We start from the raw sequence: 13,847 nt of genomic DNA on the forward strand, positions 1-13,847 counted from the left end.
ACGTCTCATGGAGGCATCATGACTGTAGATCACGGACCCAATCCTTACGTCGTCGACATCGAGAAGGCGACGGTGGAGAACACGAACTATCGGACGACCCTGTGGACGGGGAAGAACCTGCAGCTCACCGTCATGTCGATCCAGCCCGGCCACGACATCGGCCTCGAGATCCACGATGACCACGACCAATTTCTTCGCATCGAATCGGGGCGCGGGCTCGTCCAGATGGGCCCCGCCAAGGATGATTTGTCCTTCGAGGTGGAGGCCGAGGACGATGATGCGATCTTCGTGCCCGCCGGGTCGTGGCACAATGTGACTGCCCTGGGCGATGAGCCCCTCAAGGTCTATTCCATTTACTCCCCGCCCGAGCACGCCCACTCCACGGTCCACGTCACCTACGAGGAAGCGATGGAGGCCGAGGCCGCCGAGCACGGTCACCACTGACAGGTTCTCCGCCACGGGGCCGCCCGGCGCGCGGGCGGCCCCGTGGCGTATCAGCGCCTAGGGTGAGGCCCGTGGCTTTTCAACCAGTGGATCCCTACGGCACCGATATCTTCAGCTTCGATCCCCATCGTGATGGTCCCGGGGCCCGCCGCCCCCGTTCGCGGGAGGTGCGCATAGCACCCGGTATGGTGCTCGAGGATGTGGCGACCGGGTGGGTCGGCGCCGTTATCCGCGTCGAGAAGTCCGGTGGCGTGCATCTCGTCGAACTCGAAGACCGATGGGGTAGGACCCGCTCATTCCCGCTCGGTGGCGGTTTCTGGCTCGAAGGACGACCGATCGTCGCGCTACCGCCCCTCGCCCGGGAAACGACCCCTGCCGCGATGACCACCCCGGGCGGTAGGGCGGTCACGAATTCGGGTTCCATCGCCGCCCCCAGAACCGGGGCGACAATTGCGAGGCAAAGCCGTATCTGGGTGGAGGGCCGCCACGACGCTCAACTCGTCGAGCACGTGTGGGGAGATGATCTCGCCCACGAGGGAGTTGTCGTTCAACTCCTCGACGGCATCGACAATCTCGAAGACGTACTGGAGGTTTTCGGACCGAACGAACGTGCACGGGCGGGCGTCCTCGTCGATCATCTCGTTTCCGAGTCGAAGGAGTCCCGCATCGCCGCCCGCGTTCACGAGCGCTGGGCGGGCAGCGTCCTCATCGTCGGCCACCCTTATGTCGACATCTGGCAGGCCGTTAAGCCGGCCCGCCTCGGGCTCGACTCCTGGCCCGATATCCGGCGGGGGATCGACATCAAGCGCGGCACTCTTGAGAGCCTGGGGTGGCCGCACGAGACCCGGGCCGATATCGCCAGGGGGTGGCGGAGGATTTTGTCGACGGTGCGCTCCTATAAGGATCTGGAGCCCGCACTTTTAGGCAGAGTCGAGGAGCTCATCGACTTCGTCACAGCGGAGGGAACCCGCTAGGAGAACCGTTGCCCAGCTTTAGGAGTAGTCTTGGCACTCAGGAACTATGAGTGCCAATATCGTGGCGCACAGGACGCGGGAGACGAAAGGGGGCGGCATGAGCGACGATCGTAGGCTCGACGTGCTGCGCGCCATCGTCACCGAATACGTCCACACGAGGGAACCCGTCGGCTCGAAGGTGATCGCCCAGTCCCACGGTCTCAAAGTCTCATCGGCGACGATCCGCAATGACATGGCCCTCCTCGAAGAGGCCGGACTCATCTACCAGCCGCACACCAGCGCCGGTCGCGTTCCCACGGACAAGGGCTACCGGGTGTTCGTCGACCGTCTTGCCTCGCTCAAGCCGATGAGTCCCGCCGAACGCCGCGCCGTCGAAGCGTTCCTCGAGCACAGTTCCGACCTCGACGATGTCGTCGCGCGGACCGTGCGCCTCCTCGCTCAGGTCACCCACCAGGTCGCCGTCGTCGAATACCCGACGCTCACCATTCAAACGCTGCGCCAGGTGGAACTCGTCGATATGGGGCCTACCCGTCTGCTCGTCATCGTCATCTCCAACCAGGGGCGCGTCGTCGAGCGCACCCTGGAATTCGGGGACGACTGTGCCCCCGATACGCTTCTCAGGCTGCGCGCCCTGCTCAATGAGCGCTTCAAGGATTCCACCGGCGACGATGTCGCTGACGCTCTCGACGAGGTCGTGCGCGCTTTCGGTGCCGATGAGCAGACGTTCGCCACCGCGGTCGTGCGCGCCCTCATCGATCTGCTCGCCTCGTCGGACGAGTCTCGCATCATCATGGCGGGCATGTCGAACCTCGCCAGGGGCGCCGTCGACTTCCGCGATATCGCTCCGGTCCTCGACGCCCTCGAGGAGCAGGTCGTCCTCATGAGGCTTTTCTCCGAACTTGAAGCCGATGACGATGTGTATGTCAGCATCGGTGCGGAGAATGCCCACGATGCCCTCACTGAGGCGTCCGTCGTTGCGGGCACCTACCGCGCTTCCCTGTCATCGGGCGACAGCCGTGCCCACCTCGGAGTCGTCGGACCGACGCGGATGGACTATGCGCGAACCATGTCATCGGTGCGCGCAGTCGCCGCGTACCTGTCGAGGTTCTTGAGCCGATGAGCCGCTTCGACACCCCCACTGGACGCGCCCGCACGACTGCGCGTCGCGCCCCACAGACCACCCCGATATCACGAAGGAACACAGACGAGTGAACGACTATTACGAGGTCCTAGGCGTCCCGCGCGACGCCTCTGCGGAAGACATTAAGAAGGCCTACCGCAAGAAGGCCCGTCAGCTGCACCCCGATTACGCGGGCCCCAAGTCCGAAGAGGCGTTCAAAGAGCTGTCCGTCGCTTACGAGACCCTGTCGGACCCCGAGAAGCGCAAGATGTACGACATCGGTGGTCCGGATGCGCTGCGCGGTGGGGGAGGCTCGCCCTTCGGGGGCGCGGGGGGATTCTCCGATATCTTCGATGCGATGTTCTCCGGATTCTCGGGTGCCTCCGCGGGACCCGTCCCCAGGAGCAGGCGCGGACAGGACCAGCTCATCGGTGTAGAGATCACCCTCGAAGAGGCGACCTTCGGCGCGAAGAAGACGGTGTCATTCGGCACCTACGTCGCCTGCGAATCCTGCCACGGGAGCATGTGCGAGCCCGGCACCTCTCCGGTCACCTGCTCGACCTGTGGGGGATCGGGCATCGTCACACGGATCCAGAGCACGATGTTCGGTCAGATGCAGACCCGCGGTGCCTGCTCCGCCTGCCAGGGCCACGGCACTATCATCGCGACGCCCTGCCATGAATGCGCGGGCCAGGGGCGAGTCCGCTCGCGGCGCTCCCTTACCATCGACATCCCTGCGGGCGCCGATGAGGGGACCCGCATCCGCGTGGGCGGCGAGGCCGAAGTCGGCCCTGGAGGCGGCCCGCGTGGCGACCTCTACTTGGAGATCAGCGAGAAGAAGCACCCGACATTCGACCGCCGCGGTGACGACCTGCACACATGGATCACGATCCCGATGACGACTGCGGCCCTCGGCACGGACTTCGAATTGTCGACCCTCGACGGGCTCAGAACGGTGTCCATCCCCGCGGGCACTCAGCCCAACGCCGATATCGTCCTCGAAGACCTCGGCGTCGGGCGCTTGCAGCGGACGGGGCGCGGAGACCTTCACGTCCACATTGACGTCGAGATTCCCAAGAAGCTCGACCCGCGTTCGAAGGAACTCCTCGAAGAACTTGCCAGACTGCGCAAGGAGACTCGCCTGGAGCCGCGCCGCCACGAGCAGCCCCAGTCAGTATTCGGCAAGCTCCGTGAGAAACTCGCAGGTCAATGACGCGACCCGTCTTCTCAGGCGATGATGCCCGCCCCGAACCCGCTGCGTGCGCGGTGGGGGGCGCGGTGCGACTGTCGGGCGACGAGGGGCGTCACGCCGCCGCCGTCCGCAGAATCGGCGCGGGGGAGAGCATCGACATCGTTGACGGCGAGGGCCTACGCCTCACCTGCAGCGTGCTCGCCTCGGATAAGACGGGCCTCGATCTTCGCGTGGACGCAGTGATGACGGAGGAGGAACCCCATCCCCGACTCACTCTCGTTCAGGCGCTCGCCAAGGGCGGACACGACGAGTCGGCGATCGACATGTGCACGCAGATCGGCGTCGACGAGGTGATCCCCTGGCAGTCCGATCGGGCGATCGTGCGCTGGAGCGGGCCGAAACGCGACAAGGGGGCGCTCAAGTGGCGCTCGACATGCCGTGCTGCCGCGAAGCAGGCGCGTCGAGCGCGCTGGCCGATTGTCGCAGAGCCGATGACGACGACGGGTCTGGCCCAGTGGGTGCGTGAACGTGTCGGTGCGGGCGATATCGTCCTCATCTGCCATGAGGAGGCGACTAAGGACGTGATGAGTCTGCTCAGCGCTGACGCCCACCGGTTTACGAGTGCGCGCGGCGTCGCAGTGCTCATCGGCCCCGAAGGGGGCATCAGCTCCGACGAGATCGAAGCGCTCACCGCGGCGGGCGCCGAACTCATCGTCCTGGGGACCAATATCCTGCGCTCGTCCACAGCGGGGGCCGTGGTCCTCGCCCTCATCGCCGGGGCGACCAGGCGCCTGTAGGACACGGCCGACTCAGGCGAGTTGCCCGTGGATTCTGAAGGTCATGGTGTGGGATTCTTCCGGTTCGAGCACGATGAGTCCAAGACCAGAGTTGAAGGCGTTCGGCGCGCAGGTCATCGGTTCGACTGCGACGCCCAAGCGATCGAGGCGCTCGGCTGAGAAGATCTGCAACCACGGCGCATCCGCCGACAGGTTGACACGGCTGTCCGACTGCGGATCGCGGATCGTCACCGTCCATTCGCCCTCGTCGATATCTGTGAAAGCGTGGTCGATGTGCTGGTCGCCGAGGATGCGGCCCTGCCGGTAGTCGTAGTCGAGCTCTTCGACGGGGCGCTTGGCGATCGGCGTCTGCCTCTCATCCGTCTCGAGGACGGATGCTGCGGGGACCGTCAGCTCGTAGGAGGCGTTCGGGGTTTCACCGAGAGTGAGATACGGGTGCGAGGCAACACCATAGGGTGCGGATTCGGAGCCGATATTCTTCGAGGTGATCGTCACCGTTAGGCCACGGGTCTCACTGAGCGCGTAGGTTACCCAGGACTCGAGCGCCCATGGGTACCCGGGGCGGGGGGCGATGAAGGTGCCCAGAGTCGTGGAGTCCGCGTCGGAGTGAACGACGCTCCAATCCACCCAGCTCATGAAGCCGTGGATTGCGGAGCCCGTCCTCGGTTCGGTGATGTCGAGCAGGTACTCGGTGCCGTTAAAAACGTAACGGGCATCGGCGATGCGGTTCGGCCACGGAACGAGTGTGACCCCCTGACACGCCTTCGCGATCGTGTCAGCGTCGTGGCCGAGGATGATATCCGTGTCGTTCAGCTTCAACGATGCCAGGGCGGCTCCCACGGTGACGACCCTCGCCTCGTAGCCCCCCGAGTTTAAAACGATTTCAGTACCGGATGCGCGTCGCTTGGCCAACGTTCCCCCTGGGTGCGTGAATGACGAATACTCTTCCAGTTTAGGGACTTCGGGGCGCTCGGGGCTTGCCGACACGGGGCAGTGCAGATGAGATGCCCAATGAGTGCGAGTAGCATCGGGTCAGTGCCCGCGATCCGGGCAATCCCTGAGCATTCGAAAGGACATTGCAACCACATGGCCGACTCGGTGATGAATCACGGCATCAGCGTCGAACAACTCGATTCCCTCCATGTCACTGCCCGCGATACTGCGGCCCTCATCGCGCGCAATGCGGTGACCGCCTCGGGAGTCGACGCCTCTGCCCTCGACCGGTCCAAGGTATGGGCGACGCCGACCGTCGTCTCGGACCGCCTCGACACATGGAAGGCGACCTCGCAGAAGAAGTCCGGCCGGTGCTGGCTGTTCTCCTCGCTCAACCTGCTGCGCAATACGACGCGCGAGAGGCTCGGCGTCAAAGACTTCGAGTTCTCGCAGAACTACGTGTTGTTCTGGGACAAACTCGAGCGTGCGAACTGGTTCCTCACCGACATGATCGCCTGCGCCGATCAGCCCCTCGACTCGCGCCTCATCCAATTCCTCATGGCGGATGTTCTCGGCGACGGCGGCCAGTGGGATATGGCTGTCTCCCTCTACATGAAGTACGGCCTCGTCCCCAAGGAGGCGATGCCCGAGACTGAGGCGTCGTCGAATACGAGCCGTATGAACACCCAACTTCAGGTTCTGCTGCGCCGCAGCGCCCTCGAACTGCGGGACATGGTCACTCGGGGCGCCCCCGCTGATGAGATCGAAGCGGCCAAGCGCGTCGTCGTGGAGAAGGTGTGGCGCATCCTCACCATCTGCCTCGGTGTTCCGCCGACCAGCTTCGACTGGCAGTGGCGCGACGACGACAATGAATTCCACCGCGATGGCGTCATGACTCCCCACGAGTTCTACGAGCAGTACTGCGGTGTCGACCTCACCGATTACGTCTGCCTCGTCGACGATCCTCGCAGCGCACACCCCAAGGGGGAGGCACTGACCGTGGATCATCTCGGCAATGTGGTCGACGGCCGCGAAATCCGCTACATCAACACCGACATGGCGACGATTAAGCGCATTGCCTCGCAGACGATCCGCGATGGCGAACCCGTGTGGTTCGGAGCGGATGTGTCGCAGCAGATGGATCGCGACTCGGGCCTCCTCGTCGACACCCTGCACGACTACTCGTCGCTCTTCGGCGTGGACCTGTCGACGACGAAGGAACAGCGCGTCACTACCGGCGAGTCTGCGATGAATCACGCGATGCTCTTCACCGGGGTCGATATTGCCGAGGACGGGTCGACCCGCCGGTGGAGAGTCGAGAATTCGTGGAGCGAAGAGCCCGGAGACAAGGGCTTCTTCACCATGGGCGACGAGTGGTTCACTCAGAATGTCTTCGAGGTCGTCGTGCATGCGTCGGTGCTGCCCGATGAGCTGCGCCCGGCGCTGACCTCCGAGCCCCGCCACCTGCCCGCGTGGGACCCCATGGGCACTCTCGCCTGATCGGCTGAATCATCGGCCGAGGGCGGGGCCGCGAGATCCCCATCATGGGAGGCGAGGACGACCCTCGTCCTCTACGGCTTTTGCCAAGGGAGGAAGGGGGCGCCATCGGCTACGCACGGATAGCGCCCGGAGCGGGCCGATGCGCACGGCGCGGCGCTGCCGGGAACCGTATACGGCGCTTCGAGGGCCCGGCTGAGCCGTTCGCGCCTCATCGGTGCCCTCGACGTGTGGCGCAGCGGGCTCGCATCCTTACCGCCTGAGCCCCGTCCGCTCCGATCAGTGGGGTAATGAGCGGATCGCCTCGATGAACGCCGTCGGCTGTTCGACGTGGATGTCGTGTCCGGAGTTGATGACCGTGCGAGTCGCGTGGGGAAGAAGCCTCATCACTCGATCGGAATCCTCATCCGTGTTCGCGGCGAAGAGGGTGCCGTCCTTGCCGTAGTGCGTTTTGGCCTTGAGGTAGACGCTCGGCGCCTGGATCGAGGCCAGCAGCTCATTCTGGTCGATCCCGGACATCCACGATCCCTCGTAGAAGGCTTCGCCGAATGCGAGATCGTAGGAGTCGATATGGTAGAGGGCCGCGATCAAGGAGGGCGGGACCCAATCGAGTTTGAGCGGCTCACCCGGGTGCGTCCGACGGCGCTCCTTCGTCCACTCGACGAGTCGGGACTGTAGGCCTGTGCCGAACAGGGATGTCAGGTAGGAATGGCCCATGTAGTACGCGGGGTAGTCCGTCTCCGCATTCTGTGCGCGGAAGTCGTGGATGACGTGGAATGCGTCCTTCCACACGAAGGTTCCCGCGCCTTCACGCATCTCCTCGGGCGTGACGGAGAAGAAAGGCGGGTCCTCGAGGACGACACCGGTAACGAGATCCGGGGCTCCGGCGGCGACGAGGGCCGCGAGGATCCCGCCCGAGGAATGACCCGAGACGAGGAGTGGTTCATCGATGACACTGCGGGTGAACCACAGGAGGTCATCGCCGATCCTGCGGCCCGTGTACAGCGTCGGATCGTGTGTGGAGTCGCCGTGCCCGTAGTAGTCGACGGCGAATACGCGGTGGTCTGCAGCGAGCTTGGGCAGGACCGCATAGTAGTCCTCCCAGGCCACCTGTTGGCCGTGCAGAAGCAGGAGAGCCGGACCGTTGTCTGGCCCCTCGGCGTAGTTGAGGATCGTGCCTTCGGGCGTTCTCGCCTGCTTCTCGACGAAGCCCGCGTCGCGGACCGCGTCCATGCGCCCGTCGTCGAAGTGGAGATTGTGATGTCGATAAATGCTCAGGCCAGCGCCTGCGACAATGACGAGGACGACGAGGATCGCGCCGCCAATGCGCAGGGAGCGTCGGCCTCGGCGAGGAGGAGTCTGGGCCCGTCCACTGCTTGTTCCGATTCGCACTGCCCTATCCTCCGATCCGTCCTATCCGATCCGTTGACGCCTTGAGAATATGCGAAGCATATCGCAGTCAGAGGCGCGTCGACACTGCCCGACGAGTTGCGTCCGGCGCTCTCCTCCGAGCCCTGTCGCCTGCCCGCATGGGATCCATGGAGACCCTCCCTGAGGCCCGCACGGGGCCCGGCTCAATCGGGCCGGAGTCCCGCGCTGCGGGCATCGACAGGCGGGGCGGCGCTTGTCGACGCCGGTCCCCTGCTCTTGATGAAGGTCGAGGCGAGCTGCTCAGAGCCCCGTGCAAGGATCGAGACGTCGGCTCCGACGAGGATGAAGTCAATGCCCTCATCACGATAAGCATTCGCCAAGACGGGATCGAAAGCGTTTATTCCAATAGGTGTTCCGGCGCGTCTGGCGGCCTCGATCGCACGTTTCACGTGTGCGACGACTGCTGGATGCCCTTGCCGACCGATGAGGCCCAAAGAGGCGGCAAGATCCGAGGGGCCGATGAAGACGCCGTCGACACCGGGCGTTGAAGCGATCTCGAATGCGTTTTCAACGGCTGCGGCTGTTTCGATCTGGCAGATGAGGTTCACGTGTTCGTCATTGGAACGCGTGAGATAGCCGTCGACACGGTTCCAACGCCCGGCGCGTGCGAGGGCGGAGCCGACACCGCGTATGCCCTCGGGCGGATAACGGGTCGCTGAGACGGCCTGTTCGGCCTCCCGGCGCGAATTGATCATGGGAACGAGAAGATTCTGTGCGCCCAGATCGAGATTCTGCTTGATGAGAATCGGATCGTTCCACGGGACACGGACCACCGGGGTGACCGGATAGGCGGCGATTGCTTGGAGTTGACGCTGAACCGACTCGAGGGATTGCGGCGCATGCTCGGAGTCGATGAGGAGCCAGTCGAGTCCGGAGCCTGCGCAGATCTCGGCGACTACAGGGGCGCCGGAGCATACCCACATGCCGACGAGAGGGTGCGCTCGTTGTGCGAGAAGAGTGCCGAATGTCTTCGGAAGAGTCAGGCGAATCGGCATGAAATCGTTCCCAGTTCCCCATAGTCGCAGATGACGCAGTCGCCCCGCTCCACCCGCATGGGACGGGTGAAGGAACCGGCAAGGATGATCTCGCCCGCACCGAGCCGCGCCCCTCCAGCTCGATGTGGGAGTTGAGGACCTCCAGGGCGGGCGTGACGTATTCGGTGGAGCGAAGGACATCGAAGAGTGTGCACCCCGGTCCTTTGAAAGGGGCATTGAGGACGAAGGCCAGTTCGACTTCGATGCGGACATTGATGAAGCGATCGAAGTCGATGGTGGAGCCGCTGTGGTAGACGGTGTCGTCGAACATCACACCGTAGTCGGGTTCAGTGATACCCGTAGCGGCCCGCATCGCCCTGGATGTCAGGCCGATCTTGCGTCCGATGAGGCGCCGCCCCCTCGATGCCTGTTGGTCGCGCGCGATCGAATCCATATCAGTCTGGTTGAGCATGATTTCATGCTGAGCTCTGGTGGTGGTTGCAATGGAGTCTTTGTGAAGGGGGTTCGTTGTGGCTGGTTTTGATTCGTCCAAGCCAAAGGCACCGCTGCGCAAGGAGATCGCATCCCTCATGCGTCAGGGACGCACTCGCAGACGTCCAGTTATGTACAGTCGTCAGGTGCGGCCGCGCTTCAAGGACCCCATGGTGATGATCAGCGAACGATCCGCCAGCGTGGAGGATCAGGCGATACCAGGGCACTGGGAAGGTGACTTGATTATCGGAGTCAAAGGCCAGTCTGCCGTCGGCACACTTGTGGAGCGCTCCACCCGCTACATGGTGCTGCTCCACCTGCCTAACGGACACACCGCCACCGATGTTCATGACGCCATCATCAACAAGCTTGCAGGTTTGCCCCACTCCTTGTGCCTGTTGCTGACCTGGGACCAGGGAAGTGAGTTGGCTCAGCATCGCACGATCGCCTCGGAACTAGGACTCGATATATTTTTGTGATCCGTACTCGCCCTGGCAGCGAGGCACGAACGAGAACATGAACGGGCTGCTGCGCTAATATATGCCCAAAGGCACCGACCTGTCACCCCTGACGGAAGCAGACCTCGACACCATCGCAAACCAACTCAACGACCAGCCCCGCAAAACGCTACACTGAGACACACCCAAGCAGTGCCTCAAACTGCTGCTCAGGGCATAAAACATGTTACAACCACCCCTAGAACCCACCCGTACGACGAGGGGGTGGGGGCGCGCTGTCGCCCCCACCCCCTCTCGCAGGCCTATTTGGCGAGCCTCTCGCGCAGGACGATGTCCATGATCCGCAGGTTCATGACGATGAACTTGCCGAACTGGAGCAGCTTGAACCTGCGGTGGCGGAGTGTCGCAGGCGTGGGCAGGGGGGCGCGGGCGATGCGCTCCTGCTGGGTGGGGTCGAGTTCCTCGATGGAGATTGAGCGGGGCATTGTTCCTCCTGACATGTTGACGACCGGGTCGGGTCACTCGGGGATGAGCGTCCAGCCGATGCGGCCTTTCGCTTTGTGGATGAACAGGTAATGGAGCATGAACTTTATCCAGTGCCCGAACAGGCCGATCTCTCCGCGAGTGTGATACGGGTGACGACCGGTCAACGGGTATTTCTTCTCGTCGGGGACGACCGGGTACATGATCATCGCCGCGGCAGAGCCCCGCATGAGGCTCGCGCCGGTCGACGCGACGCAGGAGGCGCCCATGGCGGCCATCGATGCGCGGCGCGCTGGACGGTTCCTGCCCGTAATGCGATCGACGATCGTCTCGGCGACGGTTCGGCCGATGGTGCCCGAGGGCTGTCCGGTGCGCGGCGGCGCCGGTGCGATCGGAGTGCCGTTCGGGCTCTTACGCGGTTTTGAAATCGGATGCGGCGGGGCGAAGGCGATCCCCGCGGCGAAGATGTTGTCGTATGTGGGGTTCTGGTAGGTGAGCGGCCAGTCCTGTGCGCTCCAGTCCTCGTAGTCGGCGACACCGTAGTTCGCATCCACCTTCATGAATCCGCTGGGTGCGAAGAGGACGGAGGTGATGTCCGAGCCGTCTTTCGCATAGGCTCTCATCTCCACGCCGGAGAATGGGGGCAAGAGCATGGCGAAGTCGAAGTCGAGCTGATGCTCGTGGCCGTCGAGCGTCTCATAGGTGAGCACGCCCTCGTCGACGCGCTTGACTGCTGCGCCGGAGATCGCCTTGACGCCGCGTTCGCGGAACAGGGACTCGGTCCACAGCTGGGACGTCGTCATGAAGCCGTTCTGTTTGAACCGCATGCCGCCGACGCCGAAATCGCCGAGTTCGAACTCGTTCGTCACATAGACGACCTCGCACTTGTCGCGCACACCCGCCTCGCGCAGTTCGAACTCCACGTTGAAGGCGTATTCGAAGGCGGCTCCCTGACAGGTGCAGGTGCCATGGCCGGTTCCGATGACGAGGCGCTGCTCCTTCCCCGATCGGGCGGCTTCAATGATCCTGGCGAGCTCCTTGGACGTCTGGTCGGCGTGGGCGGCGGTGCACACCGACAGGGAGTTCCCGCCGTCGGGGCCCAGGCCCGGCGTTGCGTCGAAATTGAGCTTCGGCCCGGTCGCATTGATGAGATAGTCGTAGCCGATGCGCTCGGTCTGCCCGGCGCGCTCGGGGGAGGTGTACTCCATTTCGACTAGGGGCGTCGGGTCGTCTGCGGTTCCCTCGGGGTAGAGGGCGACAGCCTTCGCCTGGTGGTAGAGGATCCCCTTCTTCTTATAGAGGGGGGCGAGTGGGAAGAGAACCCGGCTCTTGTCCATACGCCCGGTGCCGACCCAGATATTGGACGGGATCCAGTTCCACTGGGAATTCGGGGTGATGACGATCACGTCGTGTTGGGAGTTGAGCATTCGGCGCAGATGCATCGCCGCCGTATGTCCGGCGACTCCGGCGCCGAGAACAACCACTCGTGCCATGGGATGTGTACCTCGGTTCGCATTGGTGGATCACTGACTGCATTGTCGGTGTGAGGATACTGTACAACAGACTAAAGTCCTATGAGAACCCCGGTGAGGCACTCAACACGTCAATGAGTGATCGGCCAATGAGGGGGAGCGGATGTCCGTGGATCGAGTCGCGTAGAAGAGGGCCGCCGCACCCGCGCTGTCATTAAACGCGCCCTTGAATCGTGAGAGCGCGGGGCGCAGGAGCGGCGCGCATACCGGTATCAGTGGACTTCGAAGCCGAGGGAGCGGAAGTAGTCGCGAACCTCTTCAGTGGCCTCCGGCGTTGGGGGCTTCGTGTCCTCCAGCGCGTAGTAGAGGCCGAGGGAGTGCCACTTGTCGCGACCCATCTGGTGGAAGGGAAGAACCTCGACCCTGTCGATGACATTGCGCCACGGGGTGATGATCTCTCCGATCGCCTCGATATTCTCCTTCCCGTCGGTCAGGGCCGGGACGAGGACGAAGCGGATCCATACGCGAGTGTCGCCGCGTGCGGCAAGGCGGTTGCCGAAGTCGATCGTCGGCTGAAGCTCCCCGCCCGTCACCTTCGCGTATGTTTCCGGAAGGCCGGATTTGACGTCCAAGAGGACCAGATCGATGTCGTCAAGCATCGCGTCATCGCAGTTGACGCCTAGGAATCCCGAAGTGTCGAGGCAGGTGTGGACGCCCATCTCTTTCGCGCCGCGAAAGATGCGCCGACAGAACTCGGGCTGCATCATGGCCTCACCGCCGGAGATGGTGATCCCCCCACCGGATGCGCGGAAGATGCGGCGGTATCGGCGAATGCGTCCGAGGATCTCGTCGATGTCGACGGGGGCGCCGTTGCGCATGAGGAAGGTGTCGGGGTTGTGGCAGTACAGGCAGCGCAGACCGCACCCGTTGAGGAAGACGGTCAGGCGCGTGCCCGGTCCGTCGACGGCCGTAACGAGCTCCCAGGAGTGGACGGAGCCGAGGGTGCCCTCGTGCATACGGGCGAGGCGATCGCTCCGCTCGATGTCGGTGAGTTCGACGAGGCCCGCCGTGCCCTGGCCGATGGCGCGCGCAGCAGGCGCCTGGAAGTCCTGATCGCGCAGGCGCGAATCGTCATCGTGCGAACGTTGCCCGGTGGGAACGATGCTGGAGCCGTCTCCCAGCGGTGTGGGCGATGAGGGCAGTGTCATGATTCCTTGTCTGCTGAAAGGGGTGCATAAGCGTGGGGCGCAGGACCTGGTCCTGCGCCCCATCAAGTCACTCGTCTGAGTCGATGAGCGGGACTCAGGCTGAGTGGTGGAAGGTGCGGGAGAGCACGTCGAGCTGCTGCTCGCGGGTGAGCTTGACGAAGTTCACTGCGTAGCCGGAGACTCGAACCGTGAGGTTCGGGTACTTCTCGGGGTGCTCGATGGCATCCTCAAGGGTGGAGCGGTCGAGGACGTTGATGTTCGCGTGGTACAGGCCGTCGGAGGCACCGCGTTCTTCGCGGGCGGCCCTCATATCGGCGAGGCGCTCTTCGTAGGTCTTGGTGGCCATGTGTTTCTCCTTTGTGGGGGCCGGCT

15 protein-coding genes are annotated in these 13,847 nt (G+C 63.8%); 8 read left to right on the forward strand and 7 right to left on the reverse strand.

The window, feature by feature from the left end; translation table 11 throughout:
- Nucleotides 1–18: 18 nt before the first annotated feature.
- The 5 genes from BQ7471_RS04535 (at nt 19) to BQ7471_RS04555 (ending at nt 4,527) form a co-directional block, all read left to right on the forward strand.
- On the forward strand, nt 19–444 hold the full coding sequence (locus BQ7471_RS04535; protein ID WP_076464581.1) for a cupin domain-containing protein: 426 nt from the start codon (nt 19–21) through the stop codon (nt 442–444).
- Between the two features lie 71 nt (nt 445–515).
- A complete protein-coding gene (locus BQ7471_RS04540; RefSeq protein WP_076464583.1) occupies nt 516–1,418 on the forward strand; it encodes a DUF3097 family protein in 903 nt (300 codons plus the stop codon).
- 97 nt (nt 1,419–1,515) lie between these two features.
- Nucleotides 1,516–2,538, forward strand: coding sequence for a heat-inducible transcriptional repressor HrcA (gene hrcA, locus BQ7471_RS04545; RefSeq protein WP_076466147.1), 1,023 nt, complete (start codon nt 1,516–1,518; stop codon nt 2,536–2,538).
- 88 nt (nt 2,539–2,626) lie between these two features.
- The gene (gene dnaJ / locus BQ7471_RS04550) at nt 2,627–3,751 is read left to right on the forward strand and encodes a molecular chaperone DnaJ (protein WP_076464584.1); all 1,125 of its coding nucleotides are present in this window, start codon (nt 2,627–2,629) and stop codon (nt 3,749–3,751) included.
- The gene (locus BQ7471_RS04555; RefSeq protein WP_076464586.1) at nt 3,748–4,527 is read left to right on the forward strand and encodes a 16S rRNA (uracil(1498)-N(3))-methyltransferase; all 780 of its coding nucleotides are present in this window, start codon (nt 3,748–3,750) and stop codon (nt 4,525–4,527) included. Before dnaJ ends, BQ7471_RS04555 begins: the two co-directional genes overlap by 4 nt.
- A gap of 12 nt (nt 4,528–4,539) precedes the next feature.
- Here the strand turns inward: BQ7471_RS04555 and BQ7471_RS04560 are convergent, their stop codons facing one another.
- Nucleotides 4,540–5,439, reverse strand: coding sequence for an aldose-1-epimerase (locus BQ7471_RS04560; protein WP_076464587.1), 900 nt, complete (start codon nt 5,437–5,439; stop codon nt 4,540–4,542).
- A gap of 189 nt (nt 5,440–5,628) precedes the next feature.
- Here BQ7471_RS04560 and BQ7471_RS04565 point away from each other — a divergent pair, with 189 nt between their 5' ends.
- Nucleotides 5,629–6,960 (forward strand): C1 family peptidase, encoded by a 1,332-nt coding sequence (locus BQ7471_RS04565; protein ID WP_076466148.1) that lies wholly within the window; start codon nt 5,629–5,631, stop codon nt 6,958–6,960.
- Between the two features lie 276 nt (nt 6,961–7,236).
- Here the strand turns inward: BQ7471_RS04565 and BQ7471_RS04570 are convergent, their stop codons facing one another.
- Together BQ7471_RS04570 and BQ7471_RS04575 are read right to left on the reverse strand one after the other, a co-directional pair.
- Nucleotides 7,237–8,349, reverse strand: a complete 1,113-nt coding sequence (locus BQ7471_RS04570) for an alpha/beta fold hydrolase (protein WP_205408252.1) — start codon at nt 8,347–8,349, stop codon at nt 7,237–7,239.
- 182 nt (nt 8,350–8,531) lie between these two features.
- The gene (locus BQ7471_RS04575) at nt 8,532–9,383 is read right to left on the reverse strand and encodes an HpcH/HpaI aldolase family protein (protein WP_076464589.1); all 852 of its coding nucleotides are present in this window, start codon (nt 9,381–9,383) and stop codon (nt 8,532–8,534) included.
- A gap of 124 nt (nt 9,384–9,507) precedes the next feature.
- Between BQ7471_RS04575 and BQ7471_RS11485 the strand changes: the two genes are divergently transcribed.
- Together BQ7471_RS11485 and BQ7471_RS04580 are read left to right on the forward strand one after the other, a co-directional pair.
- Nucleotides 9,508–9,906, forward strand: a complete 399-nt coding sequence (locus BQ7471_RS11485) for a hypothetical protein (protein ID WP_205408253.1) — start codon at nt 9,508–9,510, stop codon at nt 9,904–9,906.
- Nucleotides 9,893–10,333, forward strand: coding sequence for an IS30 family transposase (locus tag BQ7471_RS04580; RefSeq protein WP_129583360.1), 441 nt, complete (start codon nt 9,893–9,895; stop codon nt 10,331–10,333). Before BQ7471_RS11485 ends, BQ7471_RS04580 begins: the two co-directional genes overlap by 14 nt.
- Nucleotides 10,334–10,614: 281 nt before the next feature.
- On the opposite strand, the gene BQ7471_RS04585 is transcribed toward BQ7471_RS04580, so the two are convergent.
- From BQ7471_RS04585 to grcA2, 4 genes are all read right to left on the reverse strand, one after another.
- Nucleotides 10,615–10,797 (reverse strand): hypothetical protein, encoded by a 183-nt coding sequence (locus BQ7471_RS04585; protein WP_076464592.1) that lies wholly within the window; start codon nt 10,795–10,797, stop codon nt 10,615–10,617.
- Between the two features lie 33 nt (nt 10,798–10,830).
- A complete protein-coding gene (locus BQ7471_RS04590) occupies nt 10,831–12,288 on the reverse strand; it encodes an NAD(P)/FAD-dependent oxidoreductase (protein WP_076464594.1) in 1,458 nt (485 codons plus the stop codon).
- Nucleotides 12,289–12,539: 251 nt separating this feature from the next.
- Nucleotides 12,540–13,475, reverse strand: coding sequence for a pyruvate formate-lyase-activating protein (pflA, locus tag BQ7471_RS04595; RefSeq protein WP_083663263.1), 936 nt, complete (start codon nt 13,473–13,475; stop codon nt 12,540–12,542).
- A gap of 94 nt (nt 13,476–13,569) precedes the next feature.
- Nucleotides 13,570–13,821, reverse strand: a complete 252-nt coding sequence (gene grcA2, locus BQ7471_RS04600; protein ID WP_076464595.1) for an autonomous glycyl radical cofactor GrcA2 — start codon at nt 13,819–13,821, stop codon at nt 13,570–13,572.
- Nucleotides 13,822–13,847 lie beyond the last annotated feature (26 nt).

This window comes from Actinomyces mediterranea, assembly GCF_900155595.1.
Classification (GTDB): Bacteria; Actinomycetota; Actinomycetes; order Actinomycetales; family Actinomycetaceae; genus Pauljensenia; species Pauljensenia mediterranea.